The sequence below is a fragment of the uncultured Ralstonia sp. genome, assembly GCA_913056305.1.
In the GTDB taxonomy this organism is placed as follows: Bacteria; Pseudomonadota; Gammaproteobacteria; order Burkholderiales; family Burkholderiaceae; genus Ralstonia.
The window spans coordinates 1-17760 of record CAJXMR010000035.1 but is presented as its reverse complement, the minus strand read 5'-3'; the positions used below and the strand labels follow the sequence as shown (position 1 = coordinate 17760).

Sequence of the window (17760 nt, the reverse complement as noted above, 5' to 3'; positions counted from 1 at the left end):
TTGTCTCCCAATGCTTTCGCGCACCGGCCAACATGCGCGCGAAAATCCGGCCCGCCGCATTGCCACCCTGTGCATCCAAATACAGGACGAGGAGATGCCATGCGATGCGCAACCATTCAACCCGCCGCTCTGGCAGGCGAATCATTGCAATGGCATGGCGGGAAAGGCGCTGCCGGTCTTCAGGTCACTATACAAAATCCGGATCGGATTTCACGCCTGACATACTGCCGGCGCCTAGTGCGCACGCTCGAATGCGGGTAGCCCTGAACACTGAGATAAGTACACCGATAATCGCGCGCAGGCTTCGCATGCCTTGCCGTCAACCGTGCATCGGGGATGGAGGAAGCAGCGCGCTCGAGGTTTGGCACGCTTGCACGCAGGCTGCGGATCAGCGTCGGAGGATCCAGATCAGGAACGACAGCAGCAGCGAGGCCAGGATGCAAGTCGTCATCGGGAAATGGAACGAGTAGCCGTCCCTGACGATATGGATGTCGCCTGGCAAGTGCCCAAAGGGAATGCTCGACAGCCAAGGCCAGGCAGCGCCCACAGCGATCAGCAAACAACCGAGGAGTACGAGCAGGCGTTGCATCATCCGGGCCCGTGCATGAGGTTTCAGCGGGACGTCCGATCGATCTCTTGGCTGCCCCGATCGGCACGCGCTCCTGGACTGGACGTTCGGCAAGCCGTCACGACCCACCGAACCAGTTGTAACCCTGGTCAACCCAATAGCCACCCGGAAACGTGTTGGTGACGAAGATCTCCATGATGTGCTTCGGGTTCTTGTAGCCCAGCTTGGTCGGCATGCGCAGCTTCATCGGGAAACCGAATTCAGGCGGCAGCCGCGCGCCGTCGTATTCGAACGTCAGCAGCGTCTGCGGATGCAGGGCGGTCGGCATGTCGATGCTCTCGTAGTAATCGTCCGCACACTTGAAGCCGACGTACTTGGCGCTCGTATCGGCCCCCACCCGGCGCAGAAATTCGGCAAACGGCGTTCCGCCCCAGCGGCCGATCGCGCTCCATCCTTCAACGCAGATGTGGCGCGTGATCTGTTCGGCGTGCGGCAGCAGATACAGTTCGTCGAGCGTCCAGCTCCGCTTGCCGGTGACCAGGCCCGACATAGCCAACCGGTATGTCGACGCATCAACATGCGGCACCTCCGCCATCGAGTAGAACGCGTTGAAGGGGAATGGCCGCGTCAGGTCAGCTTCAGTGTAGGTGGGTGCAAGGCGCTTGGGGTCGAACAGCCAGGCCTGCACGCGGTCATTCATGCGCGAGACCTTCACCAGGAAATCATTGACCGAAGCATCATCGACGAGCGTGCAGCCGGTGAGCATCGTCAACCCCCCAAGCGTGAGAATGCGCCGGTTGAACAGGCGCCGCGAAGGCATCTCGAGTTCGCGGCGCACGTCGATCTCGAGCGAGCGCCGGTCCAGCCGGTAACGGGTGACATCGCTGTCGGGCTTCGAAGTGCTGGGCTTCAATGGCATGGGGATTCTCCTTTCAATGCCCGCGGATCATGGCCAGCAGCGACCGAGGCACAAGCGCCGCCATCGCGACGTGGACCACAAAGAACAGGACGAGGAACGCCATCGCCCAGAAATGCACGATACGGGCCGTGTCATAGCCGCCCAGCAGTGTGCGAAGCAGCGGGAACTGGACCGATTTCCAGATCGCAAGGCCCGACAGCACAAGCAGAACAAGGTCAATGATCGCTGCCAGGTAGGCTGCTCGCTGGACCGCGTTGTAGACACTCAGATCGCTGTGACTCAACTTGCCGTGCAGCGCTGCCCAGGCATCGCGCAAGACTGCGCCGGGCGTGACCGGAAAGAATTTGCGGGCGATCCGCCCGGTGATGCCGGCGAGCGTCAAGTAGGCGATGCCGTTGATGAACAGCAGCCACATCGCCGCAAAGTGCCACAGCAAGGCGCCGCCTAGCCAGCCGCCTAGCGTGAGGCCGGGTGGAAACTCGAACGACGCGTAGATCGGCGAGGCGTTGTAGATGCGCCAGCCGGACAACACCATCGTGATCGCCGCAAGTGCGTTCAGCCAATGGCTCACGCGCACCCACAGCGGATGAATCGGCCGCACCGGCGAAGCCTGCGCGCGGGGGTCAGCAGAAACCGCACTCATGATGCAATCTCCAGAAAGAGAGATGACAGGCTGGCTTGCCGGCCAGCTGCGCGCTGCCCGGTCTCGCCTACGGCCATGCCCGGATCGCGGTGTCGATTCGCGGTGGGGCACCGCGCCATTCGATGGTCGAGTGGCGCGGCCCCTTCACTGTTACTGCTTCATCTCGTCCTTCTTCATCCCGTCCTTCTTCATCTCATCGTGCTTCATCGCGTCCTTCTTCATCCCATCGTGCTTCATCTTGTCGTTCTTCATGCCTTCCTTTGCCATCTTGTCGTGCCCCATCGCATCTTTGGCCATGGGCGCTTCTTCCTTCTTGGGCGTGGTGTCGGTCTGTGCGAACGCCGCACCGGCGCTAACGAAGGCGAGGCCGGCAACACAGGTGGCAATCAGTGCTTTCTTCATGGTCAGACTCCTTGGTGAAAAAGGTGGGTGGAACCGGTTAGTCGAGCGTCATCGCCGAAACTGACACTCGCCACACAGGTTTTTTTGGATCTACATAAAAGAGCACTACAAATCACTAATTAACGCTTGATCTGCCTCTTCGGCTCAACCATCCGCCGGGTCTTGCTCAGGAACCACAGGTTGTCTTTGAGTATGGTTTGCCTGTACCGCTTCACAAAGGAAACGACGGCGTGCGTAGCAGGACCAGCTCGCGCCAAATACCCCGGAGCCACGGCTGCGCATTGTGTTTCTCAACCAAATGGCTACCTGTGGGTATCGCCGACTGTTACGTCACTTCAATCTGCACTACATTCCACTCAGATCATGGAACACGCTGCCGGCGTGCCCGCTCACCAAGTGCGATCTTGACGCGGCAGAGAACAAGGAGACACCCATGGCCACACTGGGCAGGATGTGGGAAGTGATCGTCGGCAAGCCGCTCGATCCGATGGACCCGCGCACGCGGCACGCCATTGCGGTCACGCCGCTGCTGGCATGGGTGGGGCTGGGGGCTGACGGTTTGTCGTCGTCATGCTATGGCCCGGAGGAAGCCTTCAAGGCGCTCGGCGCGCACCATCCGCTTGCGCTGTTCCTGGCGCTGGCGACGGCGGCAACGGTCTTCATCATCGCGATCGGCTACAACCAGGTCATCGAGCTCTTCCCGACCGGCGGCGGAGGCTACCGCGTGGCCACGGCGCTGCTGGGGCCACGGCCCGGATTGGTGTCTGGCGCGGCACTGCTGGTCGACTATGTGCTGACCGTGGCCACCTCGCTGGCCAGCGGGGTCGATGCCTTCTTCAGCCTGCTGCCGGTCAGTGCCCAGGCGTTCAAGCTCGCCACCGAGATGGTGCTGATCGTGTTGATGACCGGGCTCAACTTCCGGGGCATGCGCGAATCGATCTTGGTGCTGCTGCCGATCTTCCTTGGCTTTGTGGTGCTGCACTTCGTGCTGATCGTCTATGGCGTGGCGGTCCATGGCAGCGGGCTCGCCGCCGTGGTGCCGGATGCCGTGGGCGAGGCGCACACCATGTCGCAGACGCTCGGACCGCTGGTGATGCTGGGGCTCCTGATGCGCGCGTTCTCGCTGGGCGGCGGGACCTACACCGGCCTGGAGGCGGTGTCGAACAACGTCAACATGCTGGCCGAACCGCGCACGCCGCATGGCAAGCGAACCATGCTCTACATGTCGACCTCGCTGGCCTTCACGGCGGGCGGCATCATCCTGCTCTACATGCTGTGGCACGCCAAGCCGGTGGAAGGCCAGACACTCAACGCGGTGGTGTTCGGCAGCGTGATCGACCACATGGGGCTGGGCTCGTCGTTTGCGCGCGATGCGTTGCTGGCGGCGGTGCTGGCCTTCGAGGCGGGCCTGCTGATGGTCGGTGCGCAGACCGGCTTCCTCGACGGCCCTGCGGTGCTGGCCAACATGGCGCACGACTCCTGGGTGCCGCGCCACTTCCGCGATCTGTCGGCCCGGCTGGTGCGGCAGAACGGCATCATCGTGATGGGCGTGGCCAGCCTGGTGATCCTGTTCTGGACGCGCGGCGATGTGTCGGTGCTGGTGGTGCTGTACAGCATCAACGTGTTCCTGACCTTCAGCCTATCGCTGCTGGGGCTGTGCACGTATTGGTGGCGCCGGCGCAAGAGCGGTGAACGCTGGTGGACGCACTTTGCGCTCTCCGCCTGGGGCCTGTCGGTCACGAGCACGGTGCTGGTCATCACCCTGATCGAGAAATTCACGGAGGGCGGCTGGCTAACGGTGCTGGTCACCAGCGCGGTGATTGCGCTGTGCTTCCTGATCAAGCGCCACTACGACGAGACCCGCGCGCAGATCGCCAAGGAAGACGCGCTGTTCCCCGGCGAGGCCCCTCCGGTGAGCGAGGCCACCGCCCCGGCCAAGCCTGACCCGGCGCAGCCGACCGCCATCCTGCTGGTCGGCAAGCACCGCGGCGCCAGCATGCACGCGCTGCTGTGGGTGAACCGGCTCTTCCCCGGACACTTCAAGAACTTCATCTTCCTGGCCGTGGGCGAAGTCGATGCCCAGAGCTACGACGGCGCCGAACACCTGGAGCGCGTACGCCAGACCATCACCGCCTCGCTCGACTTCTACGTCGCGCAATGCCGCCGGCATGGTGACGCGGCCGACTACCGCATCGCCTTCGGCACCAGCCCGGTGGCGCAGTTCACCAAGCTGGCGGAGACCACCATGGACGAGTTCCCGAACAGCGTGTGCTTTGCCAGCAAGCTGATCTTCCGGCAGGTCAATTTCCTCACCGCGTGGCTGCACAACCAGAGCCCGCTGGAAATCCAGACACGCCTGCACCAGCAAGGCAAGCAGATGGTGCTGCTGCCGATGAACGTGGGGTAGCTGCGCACGTCTAGCAAACCCAGGGGGCGTCGGTATCGCCTGCAACACCGTATCGGCGCAACGCCTCCGCATGCTGCTCCGGCGCCACCGCGTGCACCGCGGCGGCAACGATGTGGTGGCGGTCCATCTCAAAGAAGCGGCGCAGCTGGACGCGCGTGTCGCTGCGTCCGAAACCGTCCGTACCCAGGGCAACAAAGGGGGCCTTGAGATACGAGGCCACCAGCTGCGGATAGGCCCGCACGTAGTCGGTGGCGGCGACGATCGGCGTCGATCCGGGCAAGCACGTTTCAAGATGGCTTTCGGCCGTCGCGTCACCGCCAAACAGGCGGCGGCGCTCGCACTCGCGTGCATCCCTGGCCAGCTCCGAGAAGCTGGTCACGCTCCAGATCTCCGCGCTGATGCCCCACTCGTTCGCCAGCAGCTCAGCCGCCGCAATGACCTCGCGAAGAATGGCGCCAGAGCCCAGCAGTCGCACGCGCAGGGCGCTGTGCTCGGCCGTCTTCTCGTCGAACAGGTACATCCCCTTGATCACCGCCTCGTGCTGGTCCGCCGGGAGCGCCGCTTGGCGGTAGTTCTCGTTGCCGACCGTCAGGTAGTAGAACTCGTCGTGCTGCGCCTCGAGCATGCGCTTGGCGCCGTGATGCACGATCACCGCGGCTTCGCTGACGAAGGCCGGGTCGTACGCGCGGCAGTTCGGCACGGTGGATGCGATCAGGTGGCTGGTGCCGTCCTGGTGCTGCAGGCCCTCGCCTGCGAGGGTGGTGCGCCCGGCGGTGGCGCCGATCAGGAACCCGCGCGCACGCTGGTCGGCAGCGGCCCAGATCAGGTCGCCCACGCGCTGGAAGCCGAACATCGAGTAGTAGATGTAGAACGGCAGCATGGCGATGCCGTTCACGCTGTAGGACGTGGCGGCGGCCGTCCAGGAGGCCAGCGCGCCGGCCTCGGTGATGCCCTCTTCCAGCAACTGGCCGTCGACGGCCTCCTTGTAGAAGAGCATGGAGCCGGCATCTTCCGGCTCGTACAGCTGCCCGACGGGCGAGTAGATGCCGATCTGCCGGAAGAGGTTTGCCATGCCGAAGGTGCGTGCTTCATCCGCGACGATCGGCACGACGCGCGGCCCGACGGCCTTGTCCTTGATCAGGTTGGTGAAGAGGCGCACGAGGCCGGTCGTGGTGGACGCCTCGCGGTCGTCGCCCTGCAGCGCGAATTGCGCGAAGTCTTCCAGCGGCGGAACCGGCACGCTCGCCGCCTGGCCAGTGCGTCGGGGCAGGAAGCCGCCCAGGGCGGCGCGCCGCGCGTGCAGATACTGCATCTCCGGAGAATTGGCGTCCGGCTTGTAGAACGCCATCTGCTCGACGGCGGCATCGCTCAGCGGCAGGGCAAAGCGATCGCGAAACGCGCGCAGCGCCTCCACGTCCAGCTTCTTCTGCTGGTGAGCAGTCATCCTCGACTCGCCGGCCGCGCCCATGCCGAAACCCTTCTTGGTCTTGGCCAGGATCACGGTGGGCGCGCCACGGTGGTTCAGCGCCGCCTGGAACGCCGCATGCAGCTTCTTGAAGTCGTGACCGCCCCGGCGCAGCCCATCGATCTCGGCCGTGGTCAGCCCGCTCACCAGGGCCTTGAGTTCAGGGTCCGTGTCGAAGAAATGCGCGAGGTTGTATTCGCCATCCTTCGCGCCGAGCGTCTGGTATTCACCGTCCACCATCGACGAGAACCGGCGCAGCAGCGCGTGGTTCTTGTCACGTGCGAACAGCGCGTCCCACTCCGATCCCCACACCACCTTGATGACGTTCCACCCGGCGCCCGCGAACAGCGCTTCGAGCTCGTTGATGACCTGCCCATTGCCACGCACCGGGCCATCCAGGCGCTGCAGGTTGCAGTTGACGACGAAGGTCAGGTTATCGAGCTGTTCGCGCGCCGCCAGCGACAGCGCCGCGATCGACTCGGGCTCGTCCATCTCGCCGTCGCCGAAGACGCCCCACACGCGCCGTGAAGATGTCGAGGCGAGACCGCGATGCTCCAGGTAGCGCAGGAAGCGCGCCTGGTAGATGGCGCTGATCGGGCCGATGCCCATCGACCCCGTCGGGAACTGCCAGAAATCCGGCATCAGCCACGGGTGGGGGTACGAGCACAGCCCGTTCTTGCCCACCTCCTGCCGGTAGTTCGACAGCTCGGCCTCGGAGAGCCGGCCCTCCAGAAAAGCGCGTGCGTACACGCCCGGCGCGGAGTGCGGTTGGAAGTAGACCAGGTCGCCCTTCCCCTGCGCCGAGTCCGCGCGGAAGAAGTGGTTGAAGCCCACTTCAAAGAGTTCGGCTGCCGATGCATAGCTGGCGATGTGTCCGCCGAGTTCGCCATAGGACTTGTTCGCGCGCACCACCATTGCGAGCGCGTTCCACCGGATGATCGAGGTCAGCCGCTGCTCCACGGCCAAGTCGCCGGGGTAGCGCGGCTGTTCTTCGACCGGGATAGTGTTCTGATAGGCCGAGTACGGGTGCGGCGTGGTGCGGATATTCAGATGCTTCGCATGCTGCTCAAGCGTCTCGAGGAGGAACTTGGCGCGATCGGCACCGCCCGAACGCAGTACGCCCTCCAGGGCATCCAGCCACTCGCGGGTTTCCTGCGCGTCTTCGTCAATGGCGTGTCCGCAGGCGGGGTCCAGGCCGATGCCAGCATGGATGGGCTGTCGCATGTTCGTCTCCTCCAACGTTCTCTTTTTGATCCGCCCGGCAGGCCCGGAACGGTGTCGTCAGGCGTGCGCCAAACTCAGCCGGCGCAGGCGTCCAGCGCCTGCAACACGTCGCGAATCAGGTCGGCCTCGTCCTCCAGCCCGACCGACAGGCGCACCAGGCCTTCCGAAATGCCGTGCGCCGCGCGCTGCTCGGGTGTGTAGGTCGAGTGCGTCATGCTGGCCGGATGCTGGGCGAGGGATTCGCAGTCGCCCAGGCTCACCGCGCGGATGAACACCTTCAGCGCATTCATGAAGCGCTTGCCGGCAGGCTCGCCGCCCTTGAGTTCGAAGGCGATCATGCCGCCGTATCGGCGCATCTGGCGCGAGGCCAGCGCGTGCTGCGGGAACGAGGCGAGCCCCGGGAAATGCACGTCGGCCACGGCGGGGTGGCTGGCCAGCACCGACGCCAGCGCCTCGGCCGTGTCGCAATGGCGCTCCATGCGGATGGCCAACGTCTTCAGGCCACGCAGCAGCAGGAAGGCGTCCTGCGGCGACATGACGGCACCGGTCATGTCCTTCAGGCCGAACAGGCGAACCTGGTCGATGATCTCCTTGCTGGCGATGGCAATGCCGGCGGTGACGTCCCCATGCCCGCTCAGGTACTTGGTTGCCGAATGCACGACCACGTCCGCGCCCAGCTCGAGCGGGCGCTGCAGGTAGGGCGTGCAGTACGTGTTGTCCACCACCACCTTGATGCCGTGGCGATGGCTGATCTCCGCAATTGCGGCGATGTCCGCGAGCCGCATGTTGGGGTTGGCCGGCGACTCGAAATAGATCACCTTCGTCTGGGGCGTGATGGCCGCGGCGACTGCATCTAGGTCGGACGTATCGACATGCCGGACGCTCACACCAAACTGCGCCATGCCGTGGTTCAGGAACGAGAAGGTGCAGCCGTACAGGGTGCGGTCGGCCAGGATCTCATCGCCCGGGCGCAGCAGCGTCCACAGGGTCGACGTGATGGCCCCCATGCCGGACGAGAAGGCCACCGCGGCTTCGCCGCCCTCGAGGGTCGCCATGCGCGCTTCGAGAATCGACAGCGTGGGATTCGAGATGCGGGTGTAGAAGTAGCCTTGCTCCTCGCCGGCGAAACAGCGGCCGCCGTATTCAACCGAGGGGAAGGCGAAGGTCGCCGACAGGTAGATCGGCGGGACAAGCGCGCCTTGGTTTTCGATTGGGTCGTAACCGTAGTGAATGGCTCGGGTGCTGAAGCCAGCGTTGGCACGCGTGTCGGACATGATGTCGTCTCCTTGATTTATGCAAGCCAGTCTATGCCTCGATGCCGGGAAATTGCTTGCAAGTTCTTGACGCAGCAAGCCGGCATCGGCACGATTCACCTACACAAACGATCATCTATGGAAATTTTTACCCATGAACGATTCCGTCGTGTTGGACCGCGTGGATTGTGCGCTGCTGGACGCCCTGCAAGAAAACGCCCGCCTGACCGTGGCGGAGTTGGGTGAGCGCGTGTCCCTCACATCGTCGCCGTGCTGGCGCCGGATCAAGCGGCTGGAGGAGCTCGGCCTGGTGCAGGGCTATCGGGCGATCCTGTCGGCGGAGAAACTGGGCTACGGGGTGACGGCCTTTGTGAATGTGATGATGGGCGACCACGCGCAGGATGTGCTCTGGCAATTTGAGAAGCGCATGGCGGAAATCCCAGAGGTGGTCTCGTGCCACCACGTGTCCGGTCGCTATGACTATCTGCTTGAGGTGGTCGCGATCGACCTGAAGTCATTCGGGGAGTTCGCCCGGAATGTGCTCCAGGCGGTTCCCGGCGTGAAGGAGCTTTATTCCAGCTTCTCATTGAAAGCAGTCAAGGACGATCGCGTCCTGCCGCTTTCAAGCGCACACGCACGCTAAGGCTGTCGCCGCCCAAACCCAACGCAGCGCAACGGCCGGTCACGGAAATACCGCGATGCGTTCGCTATGCTTGCCCCGAAGCAAGCACCCCGCCGGCACCAGCACCCCGATGCCCGGCGGACACGATCCGCGCATCCACCGGGAGAACGCCGTGCGCACCCTCGCGAGTCTTGTTGCCGTGTGCGCAGCCGCCGTGCTGCCGATGGAAAACGCCTACAGCTGGGGCCAGGAAGGCCACTCCATCGTCGCCGAGATCGCCCAGCACCGACTGAACCCGGCCGCCACCCAGGCGGTCACGCAGCTGCTCGGCCCGAACGTGTCGCTCGCCTCCATCTCCAGCTGGGCCGACGACGTGCGCGGCGCCCGGCCCGGGACGTACAACTGGCATTTCGTCGACATCCCCGGCAGCCAGACCGACTACGTGCCCGCCCGCGACTGCCAGCCCACCAGCGCCGGCGACTGCATCGTCAACGAGCTGATGCGCCTGCGCACGGAACTGCGCTGCGGCGCCACCGACACCATCCGGCGCGAAGCCCTCAAGTTCGCGGTGCATTTTGTCGGTGACGTCCACCAGCCGCTGCATGCCATCGGCGACAAGAAGGGCGGCAACGCGGTGCCCATCCACGGCGCCATCCATGGGCAGACGTGCACGGGTTCGTGCCCGATCGAAACCGACTCGGCCAACCTGCATGCGCTGTGGGATTCGGGCCTGATCCACCGGACCGTGTGGGACTGGGGCGCCTATGTCGACCGCCTGGAAAACGGTTGGCTCAACACCGACGCCGCCAAGCAAGGCGCCGCGGGCACGCCGGCAGACTGGGCGGTGCAGTCGCACGCCATGGCGGCGCGGGTGTGGAACGCCCAGCTCGTGCCGGCCGATGGCACGCTGGGCGATGGCTACTACAACGCGGTCCTGCCGGTCCTCGACCAGCAGCTCGCCCTGGCCGGGGTGCACCTGGCCGGCTACCTCAACGACGTGTTTGCCGAGACCAGCTGCAGCGGCGCGGTGGGGGCAGCCAGCGCGGCTGGCGCACCCGCGGCACCGCTGCCGTTGGCTCCGGCAAGCGGGGCCCGCTAGCGACAGGCTACGCCGCGACCACGGCCGGCTGCGCCGGGGTCGCAAGAGGCCTCGCCGCCATCCGGTTGCGTCCGGCAACCTTGGCCGCGTAGAGGGCGCCGTCCGCGGCCTCGGTGAGGGCTCTCGCTGACCCGCCATCCGATGCCCAGCCGCTGGCAACCCCAACACTGACCGTCACGCACGGCGCCACAGACGACGCCGCATGTGGAATCACGAGGGCGGCCACCGCATCGCACAGGCGCTGCCCGATCTGCGCCGCCGCCGCGACATCGGTGTCCGGCAGCAGCACCGAGAACTCCTCCCCGCCGTAGCGCGCCACCAGATCGCCACCCCGCAGCACGTTGACCGTCAGGCAGGTCGCCACCGAGGTCAGGCACTGATCACCCTGCAGATGGCCGTACTGGTCGTTGTAGTCCTTGAAGAAATCCACGTCGATCATCAGCAGCGACAACGGCGTGCCGGCACGGGCGCAGCGCCGCCATTCATCGTGCAGGCTGGTCTCGAAGGCGCGCCGGTTGGCCACACTGGTGAGCGGATCGGTGCTGGCCAGGCGCTTGAGTTCGGCTAGCGCAGCGGCCAGGCGCGAATGCAGCACGCTGTTCTCGATCAGCAGCAGCAGCAAAACGAAGCTCGCCGCCAACAGGCCATAGATGCGCCCGGCATAGAAGCCGAGGTCGTAGCGGCCGGCGTTGAACACGGTGCTGAGCGCGACGTCGCACGCCCACACGCACAGCACGACCATCAGCCAGATGTCGATGGTCGAATGGGGCCGGCTGCGCCAGAGGATGACCAGCGCCACCAGGCTCGTCCCCCAGGTCACCCCGGTGACCACCGACGTGACCGGCGTGTAGTGATTGGCCGACATGATGGCTGGCAACCAGCCCGCGCCAGCCGTGGCCAGGGCAATGCATGCGGCGGCCGCACCCAGGACGCCCGAGGCCATCCAGACCATCGAGCGCACCGTAAGAGGGCACGCCTGTCCAGCGTCCTGCGCCCGGCGCTTGAGCAGCGCATACGCCACCACAAAGAGCGGGAAGCCCGCGTGCCAGAACATGTAGATCCAGGCGGTGCTCTGCGGCCCGGCGCCGAGCAGGCCGCCCGGCGCGAAGAGCCCGGGGAACGACAGCATGTGCCCGCTCGCCGCGGTGGCTGTGAACAGGTAGCCGCCCGCCAGCACCAGCAACGCGCGCGAACGCGTGATGGCGAACTGGCCAAACAGCAGGACCGCCGTGATCAGGTCATTGACGATGAGCGCCGATTCGTAGATCGGCACAAATGCCGGCACTTGCGCGAGCGGCACCTTGGCAAACGGCACCGCCACCACGAAGACCAGCAGCGACAACAGCGCAACAGCCTGCGCCATCCGATACGTCCGGCGCCCCGGGACCTGGGTCGACAGAAAGCCCAACGGCGCTTCAATACGTTCCAATACCAAGATTTGCTCCACCTGCAGCGGTGACTGTGTCACTCGTCGTTCTCATGCGCCGTGCGGCGATCGTGTCACATGGCACACGCCCGCGGGTATCGAAGGATTCCCTGATACCGCGAGCCTTGCTCCATGTGGAAAACGCGCCTTGCGGGCAACCCGGACCATCCAGGTGGAGATGGTAACGGGGCCGGCCGGCAGCTTGGCTGGAATCGCAAAAAAATCGAAGCGCCAGCCTGGCGATGGCCGGTGTTCTGCTTCATTGCGTGTGCCTGCCAAGCACCCAGCCCACGGAAAACACATAACGGCTGCCGCCCTGCACCCGCGACACGCTGTGTTCGCACGCATCGGGCCGGAACAGCTTGATGCGACGCGTTGCGAAAATCGGATTCGCGCACACAAACTCGCCGCCCGACTTGGGCGACTTGAGCACGATGTTCAGACGGTAGTGCCGCCCGGTTGAAACCGGGTCGGTATGCGGCGGAATCTCCGAACCATCCGGATAGCGGATGAGGTAGCTATCGAACGGAATGGGCCACGACGCGGTGGCCAGCAGCATCTTGTCGTAGCCGGTGCCCTGGCGACCGCGCTGCCAGCGAAAGGCTTGGCTGAGATAGGAGCGTAGGGGCGACATGGATCGGGGTGTTGGCGGACACGTCGGCATGGTAGCCGCGAACCGGTCGCAGAAGTGCAAGCGCCGAGGCGCCCGACCCCACGCCCCCGACCGCCCCGAAAAAAAAAACGGCGGGCAACCCTGCCCGCCCAACGGAGACAGCGCCGCCTACGACGCCACGGCGCTGAAGTTCGGTGGCCGGCGATCGACGAACGCGCGGAAGGCCTCGTGCGCTTCTGCCGTGCGCAGGCGCTCGGCGAAGCAGGCGCTCTCGGCGTCCATCTGGGTGGTCAGCAACTCGGCATTGCGCATCAGGCGCTTGGTGGCGCTCACGGCGCCGAGCGGCTGGCGTGCCAGGCGCTCAGCCACGGCCTGGGCTTGCGCCGCGAGCTGATCCAGCGGCACCACGCGATTGGCCAGCCCCCAGGTCAACGCGGCTTGCGCGTCGACGGCATCGCCCAGGGCAAACATCTCGAAGGCGCGCACGTGGCCCAGGCGGGCGGGCATCAGCAGGCTGGAGGCCGCTTCCGGCACCAGCGCCAGATTGACGAACGGCGTCGAGAGCTGCGCGTTCTCGGCCAGCACCACAAAGTCGCAATGCAGCAGCATGGTGGTGCCGATGCCGACCGCGCGCCCCTGCACCGCCGCCACCAGCGGGCGGGTGGCGCGCGCCAGCGCGTGCAGGAAGCGCACCACGTTGCGCGCGCCGCCGGTGCCGGACATGGCCACCGCCGCGAACTCGCCGATGTCGTTGCCGGCCGAGAACATGTCGCCCTCGCCGCGCAGCAGCACCACGCGCACGGAGGCATCGTGCTCGGCGGCTTCCAGCGCATCGGCCAGCGCGCCGTACATGGCGTCGGTCAGGGCGTTCTTCTTGTCGGCGCGGGCCAGCGTGAGCGTCAGGACGCCCGCCGCGTTGGTCACCTGGATGTGTTCGGTCATTGCTCGTCTCCTGTGGGGAATTTGCTTTGCAGGCTGTGCAGCCACCGCGCCACGATGTCGATCTCCGCATCGGAGAAGCCCTCGGTCAGGCGGCTGTTCAGTTCAGTGAGGCCGGTGCGCGCGCGGGTGAGTGCGTGGCGGCCGGCCGGCGTGAGCCAGAGCTGCCATGCGCGGCCGTCTTGCGCGTCGGGGCGGCGCTCGACCAGGCCGGCGTCGGTCATGCGGTCGACCAGACCGCTCATGGCCGAGGCCCCCAGATCGAGCGCGGCACCCGCGTCGCGCATCAAGGCGCCGTCGTTCTGGCCGAGAAAGAAAAGCAGCCCCGACTGCGCCGCCGTCACGCCATCGGTGGCGGCGCGAGCTTGGATCCAGCGTTGCAGGCGGCGCTGCCCGACGCTGAGCAGATAGATGAGGCGGCGGTCTGGTGCGGTCATGGTGCGGGCTGCAGCAATTTGGTTCGCGTACGAAATAAATTACTTTGTATGCGAACTAAATGACAATGTCAACGGAACCGAGCCACCGCTCTACCGACGCCACAACAATAAAGGACTTGCTTAACTATCCGGAACCGCTATAGTTAAGAACATGCTTAACCAAGACACTTCCCTCGATCTGGCCTTCCAGGCGCTGGCCGATTCCACCCGGCGGGCCATGCTCGCGCAATTGACCGCCGGCCCCGCCTCCGTCAGCGAACTGGCGCGTCCGCTGGACATGTCGCTGCCGGCGGTGCTGCAGCACCTGGCCGTGCTGGAACACTCGGGCCTCGTGCGCTCGGAAAAAATCGGCCGCGTGCGCACCTGCCGGATCGAACCCCAGGCACTCAGCCTTGCCGAGCACTGGATCAACCAGCGGCGGATGGAGTGGGAAGGCCATCTCGACCGGCTCGGCGCCTACCTCGCCACCCTCCCCAAAGAAGGAGCCCCTCATGACGATGACGACTGACAATCCGACGCGCGTTGAACCGCGCCCCTTGGTGGTATCCCGCACGTTTCCGGTCTCGCGCGAATGGGTGTTCCGCGCCTGGAGTTCAGCCGAGCACCTCAAGCGCTGGTTCTGCCCGGCCGGGTTCAGCGTGCCCGAGGCGGAAGTCGAATTCCGGCCGGGCGGCGTGTTCAACATCTGCATGCGCTCGCCGCAAGGCCAGGACCACTGGTCGCGCGGGCACTACGTGGAGATCGTGCCCAACACCCGTCTCGTCATCGAGATGAGCGTGGTGGGCAACGACAACCAGCCGCTGTTCCACGCCCACACTGTCGTGACCTTCGCCGACGCAACCTGCGGCACATGCATGGAAGTCACGCAGACTTACACCGTGCTCGACCCCGCTGCCGAACAGATGGTGCGAGGCGCCGAGGAAGGCTGGAAGCAGACGCTCGACCGGCTCTCACGCAACGCCGCCCACGAAGCCACGACGGAACAGACTGCGCGCTCGGTGGTGCATGCCACCTTCACCGTTGAGCGCGTGTACGACGCCCCGCGCGCACGCGTATTCAAGGCGCTGACCGATCCGGCCGCCAAGGCCAAGTGGTTTGGCGGCGGCGCCGGCTACACCCTGCTTGCGCGCGAAATGGACGCCCGCCCCGGCGGCCGCGAGCACGTCCAGGGCCGCTGGGAGAGTGGCGTCGTGTCGACCTTCGACGCGCTCTATCACGACGTCGTGCCCAACGAGCGCATCGTCTATGCCTACACGATGCATCTGGACGAGCGGAAGATCTCCGTGTCGCTGGCCACGCTCGAACTCAAGCCCGCCGGCACCGGCACGCGCCTGGTCATGACCGAGCAAGGTGCGTTCCTCGACGGCTACGACGATGCCGGCTCGCGCGAACGTGGCACGCAGTTTCTGCTCGACGCGCTGGGCCGTTCGTTGGAGGACTAGCCGCAGAGACTCCCGTCACCGCGAGGTGCCCGCCGATCCGTCGCCGGGCGCCTTGCGGAACCGCTCCGGATTGTGCGAACGTGCGATCCCGCAATCGACAAACCGGGGCGCACATGCCGTTGTCACGACTCGACGAGGATGGCTGGGAGCTCGACGATGGTGAAGCCATCGCGGCGGCCCATCCCGATACCTTCTGGATGCCGCCGCGCGACCAGCGCGAAATGCTGCAGCCCGGGCAGATCGTCAAGCTGATGTTCCGCATCCGGACGGTGGACGCGCACCGCGAGGAAGCGATCCACGTCGAGCGGATGTGGGTCATTATCGGCGGGCGCGACGGCGCCCTCTACACGGGCACGCTGGACAACGACCCCTATTGCACCGACGCCATCAAAGCGGGTCTGGCCGTGGCTTTCGAGGCACGCCACGTCATCAGCATCTGGGAGGATGGCGCCAGCTGAGCGCCGTTTGCCGGCCTATCCTGTAGATGCATCGATCGCACCGCAGGAGGCGCCATGGCCATACGGAACGGGTTTATCGGCAGCGTCGGCAACACGCCGCTTGTCCGGCTGGAGAAACTGAGCGCGGAAACCGGCTGCGAGATTCTTGGCAAGGCCGAGTTCCTGAACCCGGGCGGCTCGGTCAAGGACCGCGCTGCGCTCTACATCATCCAGGACGCTGAGCGACGCGGCACGCTCAAGCCCGGCGGCACCGTGGTCGAGGGCACCGCCGGCAACACCGGCATCGGCCTGGCGCACATCTGCGCGGCGCGCGGCTACCGCTGCGTGATCGTCATTCCCGAGACGCAGTCGCAGGAGAAGATGGACCTGCTGCGGGTGCTCGGCGCCGAGGTGCGGCCCGTGCCGGCGGTGCCATACAAAGACCCCAACAACTATCAGAAGATCGCCGGGCGGCTGGCGCAGGAACTCGACAACGCCATCTGGGCCAACCAGTTCGACAACCTCGTCAACCGGCAGGCCCACTATGAAACCACCGGACCAGAGATCTGGCGCGACACCGGCGGCAGGGTCGATGCCTTCGTCTGCTCCACCGGCACCGGCGGCACGCTGGCAGGCGTGGCGCGCTACCTCAAGGAACAGAACCCAGCTGTGCGCACCGTCCTGGCCGATCCGCACGGCAGCGGCCTCTACAGCTTCGTGAAGACCGGCACCATCCAGGCCGAAGGCAACTCCATCACCGAGGGCATCGGCTCCACGCGCGTGACGTCCAACCTGGAGGGCACGCCCATCGACGACGCCATCCGCATCGACGACCAGACCTGCGTGACGATGGTGTATCGACTGCTGCGCGAGGAAGGCCTGTTCGTGGGCGGCTCGACCGGCATCAACGTCGGTGCCGCCGTGCAGCTCGCACGCGAGATGGGGCCGGGCCACACCATCGTCACGCTGCTGTGCGACCGCGGCAACCTGTACTTCGGGCGGTTGTTCAATGCGGCTTGGCTGGCGGAAAAAGGACTGGTCACGCGCTAAACAGCTCGCCGGCGTGACACGATAGGACAGCGGGGCCTGACGCCCTGCCCGCAGATGCAATGCAGGGGCGTGCCACCACGGCACGCCCCTTTTGTTTATCGATGGCCGCGATGGATGTCGTGCGTCACGAACCCGAGGTCATTGGTCGGCAGCTCCAGCCAATCGCGGTGCTGCAGCGTGCGCTGGATGTCCTGCAGCCCCGTCTGCCAATGCTCGCGCATCGTCGTCACGCCAAACTGGTAATCCTTGTAGTGCCCGTCGTACACCTTGTCGTGATAGATCAGGTGGACGATGTTGTAGCGCTTGTCGCACGCCATCTCCTGCGCCGCGCGGTACCACGGCTCGCCTTCGCTGTCCTTGGGCAGCTTGTCGAGCAGCTCGCGCATCATGTGCCGCGAGCGCTGGGTGCGTTGCAGAAGCTCCGTGACGAGGCGGGTACGGCTCGAATACTGGATGTCCTTGACCCGGCCCATCACGTCGTGAAGGCTGTCGGGCACGCGGCCGGAAGCGCTCCAGAGGTCGACCTGGAAGGCCAGCGTGTCCTTGCGCGGGTTGGCCTGGAGGATCTCGTACAGCGGCGTGTTCGACATCAGGCCGCCGTCCCAGTAGTGCTCGCCGTCGATCTCGACCGCCGCAAAGCCCGGCGGCAGCGCGCCGGAAGCCATGAAGTGCTCGGGCCGCAGCGTGATCTTCGTGTTGTCGAAGTAAGAGAAGTTGCCCGTGCGCGCATTGACGGCGCCAACCGACACGCGCATCTCCTTGGCGTTGATCCGGTCGAAATCGCACAGCCGCTCGAGCGTGACCTTGAGCGGCG

At 65.5% G+C, this 17760-nt stretch carries 18 protein-coding genes and 1 pseudogene; 8 read left to right on the top strand and 11 right to left on the bottom strand.

The features are described 5' to 3' along the window. The first annotated feature begins 10 nt into the window (after nucleotides 1-10). Nucleotides 11-220, top strand: a complete 210-nt coding sequence (locus QZ609_RS08620; RefSeq protein ID WP_295493316.1) for a hypothetical protein — start codon at nucleotides 11-13, stop codon at nucleotides 218-220. Between the two features lie 168 nt (nucleotides 221-388). Here QZ609_RS08620 and QZ609_RS08615 read toward each other — a convergent pair whose 3' ends face one another. The 4 genes and pseudogenes from QZ609_RS08615 to QZ609_RS08600 form a co-directional block, all read right to left on the bottom strand. After that, on the bottom strand, nucleotides 389-589 hold the full coding sequence (locus QZ609_RS08615; RefSeq protein ID WP_295493313.1) for a DUF2905 domain-containing protein: 201 nt from the start codon (nucleotides 587-589) through the stop codon (nucleotides 389-391). A gap of 97 nt (nucleotides 590-686) precedes the next feature. Then, complete coding sequence (locus QZ609_RS08610; protein ID WP_295493310.1) at nucleotides 687-1487, bottom strand: molybdopterin-dependent oxidoreductase; 801 nt, start codon at nucleotides 1485-1487, stop codon at nucleotides 687-689. Nucleotides 1488-1500: 13 nt separating this feature from the next. After that, a pseudogene (locus tag QZ609_RS08605) lies at nucleotides 1501-2085 on the bottom strand (cytochrome b/b6 domain-containing protein); the annotation flags it as partial. A 195-nt stretch (nucleotides 2086-2280) separates the two neighbouring features. Beyond that, a complete protein-coding gene (locus QZ609_RS08600) occupies nucleotides 2281-2532 on the bottom strand; it encodes a pentapeptide MXKDX repeat protein (RefSeq protein WP_295493308.1) in 252 nt (83 codons plus the stop codon). 433 nt (nucleotides 2533-2965) lie between these two features. Between QZ609_RS08600 and QZ609_RS08595 the strand changes: the two genes are divergently transcribed. Next, nucleotides 2966-4939 (top strand): APC family permease, encoded by a 1974-nt coding sequence (locus QZ609_RS08595; protein ID WP_295493305.1) that lies wholly within the window; start codon nucleotides 2966-2968, stop codon nucleotides 4937-4939. Between the two features lie 10 nt (nucleotides 4940-4949). Here the strand turns inward: QZ609_RS08595 and mdeB are convergent, their stop codons facing one another. Both mdeB and QZ609_RS08585 read right to left on the bottom strand, forming a co-directional pair. After that, on the bottom strand, nucleotides 4950-7628 hold the full coding sequence (mdeB, locus tag QZ609_RS08590) for an alpha-ketoglutarate dehydrogenase (RefSeq protein ID WP_295493303.1): 2679 nt from the start codon (nucleotides 7626-7628) through the stop codon (nucleotides 4950-4952). 74 nt (nucleotides 7629-7702) lie between these two features. Beyond that, a complete protein-coding gene (locus QZ609_RS08585; RefSeq protein WP_295493300.1) occupies nucleotides 7703-8902 on the bottom strand; it encodes a methionine gamma-lyase in 1200 nt (399 codons plus the stop codon). Nucleotides 8903-9035: 133 nt separating this feature from the next. Between QZ609_RS08585 and QZ609_RS08580 the strand changes: the two genes are divergently transcribed. Then, nucleotides 9036-9524: an Lrp/AsnC family transcriptional regulator gene (locus tag QZ609_RS08580; RefSeq protein WP_295493298.1), complete on the top strand. Its 489-nt coding sequence runs from the start codon at nucleotides 9036-9038 to the stop codon at nucleotides 9522-9524. 109 nt (nucleotides 9525-9633) lie between these two features. Continuing rightward, on the top strand, nucleotides 9634-10602 hold the full coding sequence (locus QZ609_RS08575; protein ID WP_295493296.1) for a S1/P1 nuclease: 969 nt from the start codon (nucleotides 9634-9636) through the stop codon (nucleotides 10600-10602). 7 nt (nucleotides 10603-10609) lie between these two features. Here the strand turns inward: QZ609_RS08575 and QZ609_RS08570 are convergent, their stop codons facing one another. The 4 genes from QZ609_RS08570 to QZ609_RS08555 all read right to left on the bottom strand — a co-directional run bounded on the left by QZ609_RS08570 (nucleotide 10610) and on the right by QZ609_RS08555 (nucleotide 14017). Next, on the bottom strand, nucleotides 10610-12037 hold the full coding sequence (locus QZ609_RS08570; RefSeq protein WP_365901213.1) for a sensor domain-containing diguanylate cyclase: 1428 nt from the start codon (nucleotides 12035-12037) through the stop codon (nucleotides 10610-10612). Between the two features lie 250 nt (nucleotides 12038-12287). Then, nucleotides 12288-12662, bottom strand: a complete 375-nt coding sequence (locus tag QZ609_RS08565) for a 2OG-Fe(II) oxygenase (RefSeq protein WP_295493294.1) — start codon at nucleotides 12660-12662, stop codon at nucleotides 12288-12290. Between the two features lie 147 nt (nucleotides 12663-12809). Then, on the bottom strand, nucleotides 12810-13583 hold the full coding sequence (locus QZ609_RS08560) for an enoyl-CoA hydratase-related protein (RefSeq protein ID WP_295493292.1): 774 nt from the start codon (nucleotides 13581-13583) through the stop codon (nucleotides 12810-12812). Next, entirely contained in the window at nucleotides 13580-14017 is a 438-nt protein-coding gene (locus QZ609_RS08555) for a MarR family winged helix-turn-helix transcriptional regulator (RefSeq protein ID WP_295493290.1), read from the bottom strand. Before QZ609_RS08555 ends, QZ609_RS08560 begins: the two co-directional genes overlap by 4 nt. Nucleotides 14018-14168: 151 nt before the next feature. On the opposite strand from QZ609_RS08555, the gene QZ609_RS08550 reads away from it, so the two are divergent. The 4 genes from QZ609_RS08550 to QZ609_RS08535 all read left to right on the top strand — a co-directional run bounded on the left by QZ609_RS08550 (nucleotide 14169) and on the right by QZ609_RS08535 (nucleotide 16946). Next, nucleotides 14169-14525, top strand: coding sequence for a metalloregulator ArsR/SmtB family transcription factor (locus tag QZ609_RS08550; RefSeq protein ID WP_295493288.1), 357 nt, complete (start codon nucleotides 14169-14171; stop codon nucleotides 14523-14525). Next, nucleotides 14509-15459, top strand: coding sequence for an SRPBCC family protein (locus tag QZ609_RS08545; protein ID WP_295493286.1), 951 nt, complete (start codon nucleotides 14509-14511; stop codon nucleotides 15457-15459). The genes QZ609_RS08550 and QZ609_RS08545 overlap by 17 nt, the downstream gene beginning before the upstream one ends. Nucleotides 15460-15572: 113 nt before the next feature. Further along, entirely contained in the window at nucleotides 15573-15917 is a 345-nt protein-coding gene (locus tag QZ609_RS08540; protein ID WP_295493283.1) for a DUF2314 domain-containing protein, read from the top strand. A 54-nt stretch (nucleotides 15918-15971) separates the two neighbouring features. Next, nucleotides 15972-16946 (top strand): cysteine synthase A, encoded by a 975-nt coding sequence (locus QZ609_RS08535; RefSeq protein WP_295493280.1) that lies wholly within the window; start codon nucleotides 15972-15974, stop codon nucleotides 16944-16946. A gap of 95 nt (nucleotides 16947-17041) precedes the next feature. Here QZ609_RS08535 and QZ609_RS08530 read toward each other — a convergent pair. Then, a partial coding sequence (locus QZ609_RS08530; protein ID WP_295493277.1) for a DUF3734 domain-containing protein occupies nucleotides 17042-17760 on the bottom strand: 719 nt, incomplete at its 5' end.

Coding starts and splice junctions, on each gene's coding strand:
- QZ609_RS08600 (WP_295493308.1), bottom strand. CDS start 2,532: ATGAAGAAAGCACTGATTGCCACCTGTGTTGCCGGCCTCGCCTTCGTT.
- QZ609_RS08555 (WP_295493290.1), bottom strand. CDS start 14,017: ATGACCGCACCAGACCGCCGCCTCATCTATCTGCTCAGCGTCGGGCAG.
- QZ609_RS08610 (WP_295493310.1), bottom strand. CDS start 1,487: ATGCCATTGAAGCCCAGCACTTCGAAGCCCGACAGCGATGTCACCCGT.
- mdeB (WP_295493303.1), bottom strand. CDS start 7,628: ATGCGACAGCCCATCCATGCTGGCATCGGCCTGGACCCCGCCTGCGGA.
- QZ609_RS08560 (WP_295493292.1), bottom strand. CDS start 13,583: ATGACCGAACACATCCAGGTGACCAACGCGGCGGGCGTCCTGACGCTC.
- QZ609_RS08580 (WP_295493298.1), top strand. CDS start 9,036: ATGAACGATTCCGTCGTGTTGGACCGCGTGGATTGTGCGCTGCTGGAC.
- QZ609_RS08595 (WP_295493305.1), top strand. CDS start 2,966: ATGGCCACACTGGGCAGGATGTGGGAAGTGATCGTCGGCAAGCCGCTC.
- QZ609_RS08620 (WP_295493316.1), top strand. CDS start 11: ATGCTTTCGCGCACCGGCCAACATGCGCGCGAAAATCCGGCCCGCCGC.
- QZ609_RS08565 (WP_295493294.1), bottom strand. CDS start 12,662: ATGTCGCCCCTACGCTCCTATCTCAGCCAAGCCTTTCGCTGGCAGCGC.
- QZ609_RS08545 (WP_295493286.1), top strand. CDS start 14,509: ATGACGATGACGACTGACAATCCGACGCGCGTTGAACCGCGCCCCTTG.
- QZ609_RS08550 (WP_295493288.1), top strand. CDS start 14,169: ATGCTTAACCAAGACACTTCCCTCGATCTGGCCTTCCAGGCGCTGGCC.
- QZ609_RS08615 (WP_295493313.1), bottom strand. CDS start 589: ATGCAACGCCTGCTCGTACTCCTCGGTTGTTTGCTGATCGCTGTGGGC.
- QZ609_RS08540 (WP_295493283.1), top strand. CDS start 15,573: ATGCCGTTGTCACGACTCGACGAGGATGGCTGGGAGCTCGACGATGGT.
- QZ609_RS08535 (WP_295493280.1), top strand. CDS start 15,972: ATGGCCATACGGAACGGGTTTATCGGCAGCGTCGGCAACACGCCGCTT.
- QZ609_RS08575 (WP_295493296.1), top strand. CDS start 9,634: ATGCCCGGCGGACACGATCCGCGCATCCACCGGGAGAACGCCGTGCGC.
- QZ609_RS08585 (WP_295493300.1), bottom strand. CDS start 8,902: ATGTCCGACACGCGTGCCAACGCTGGCTTCAGCACCCGAGCCATTCAC.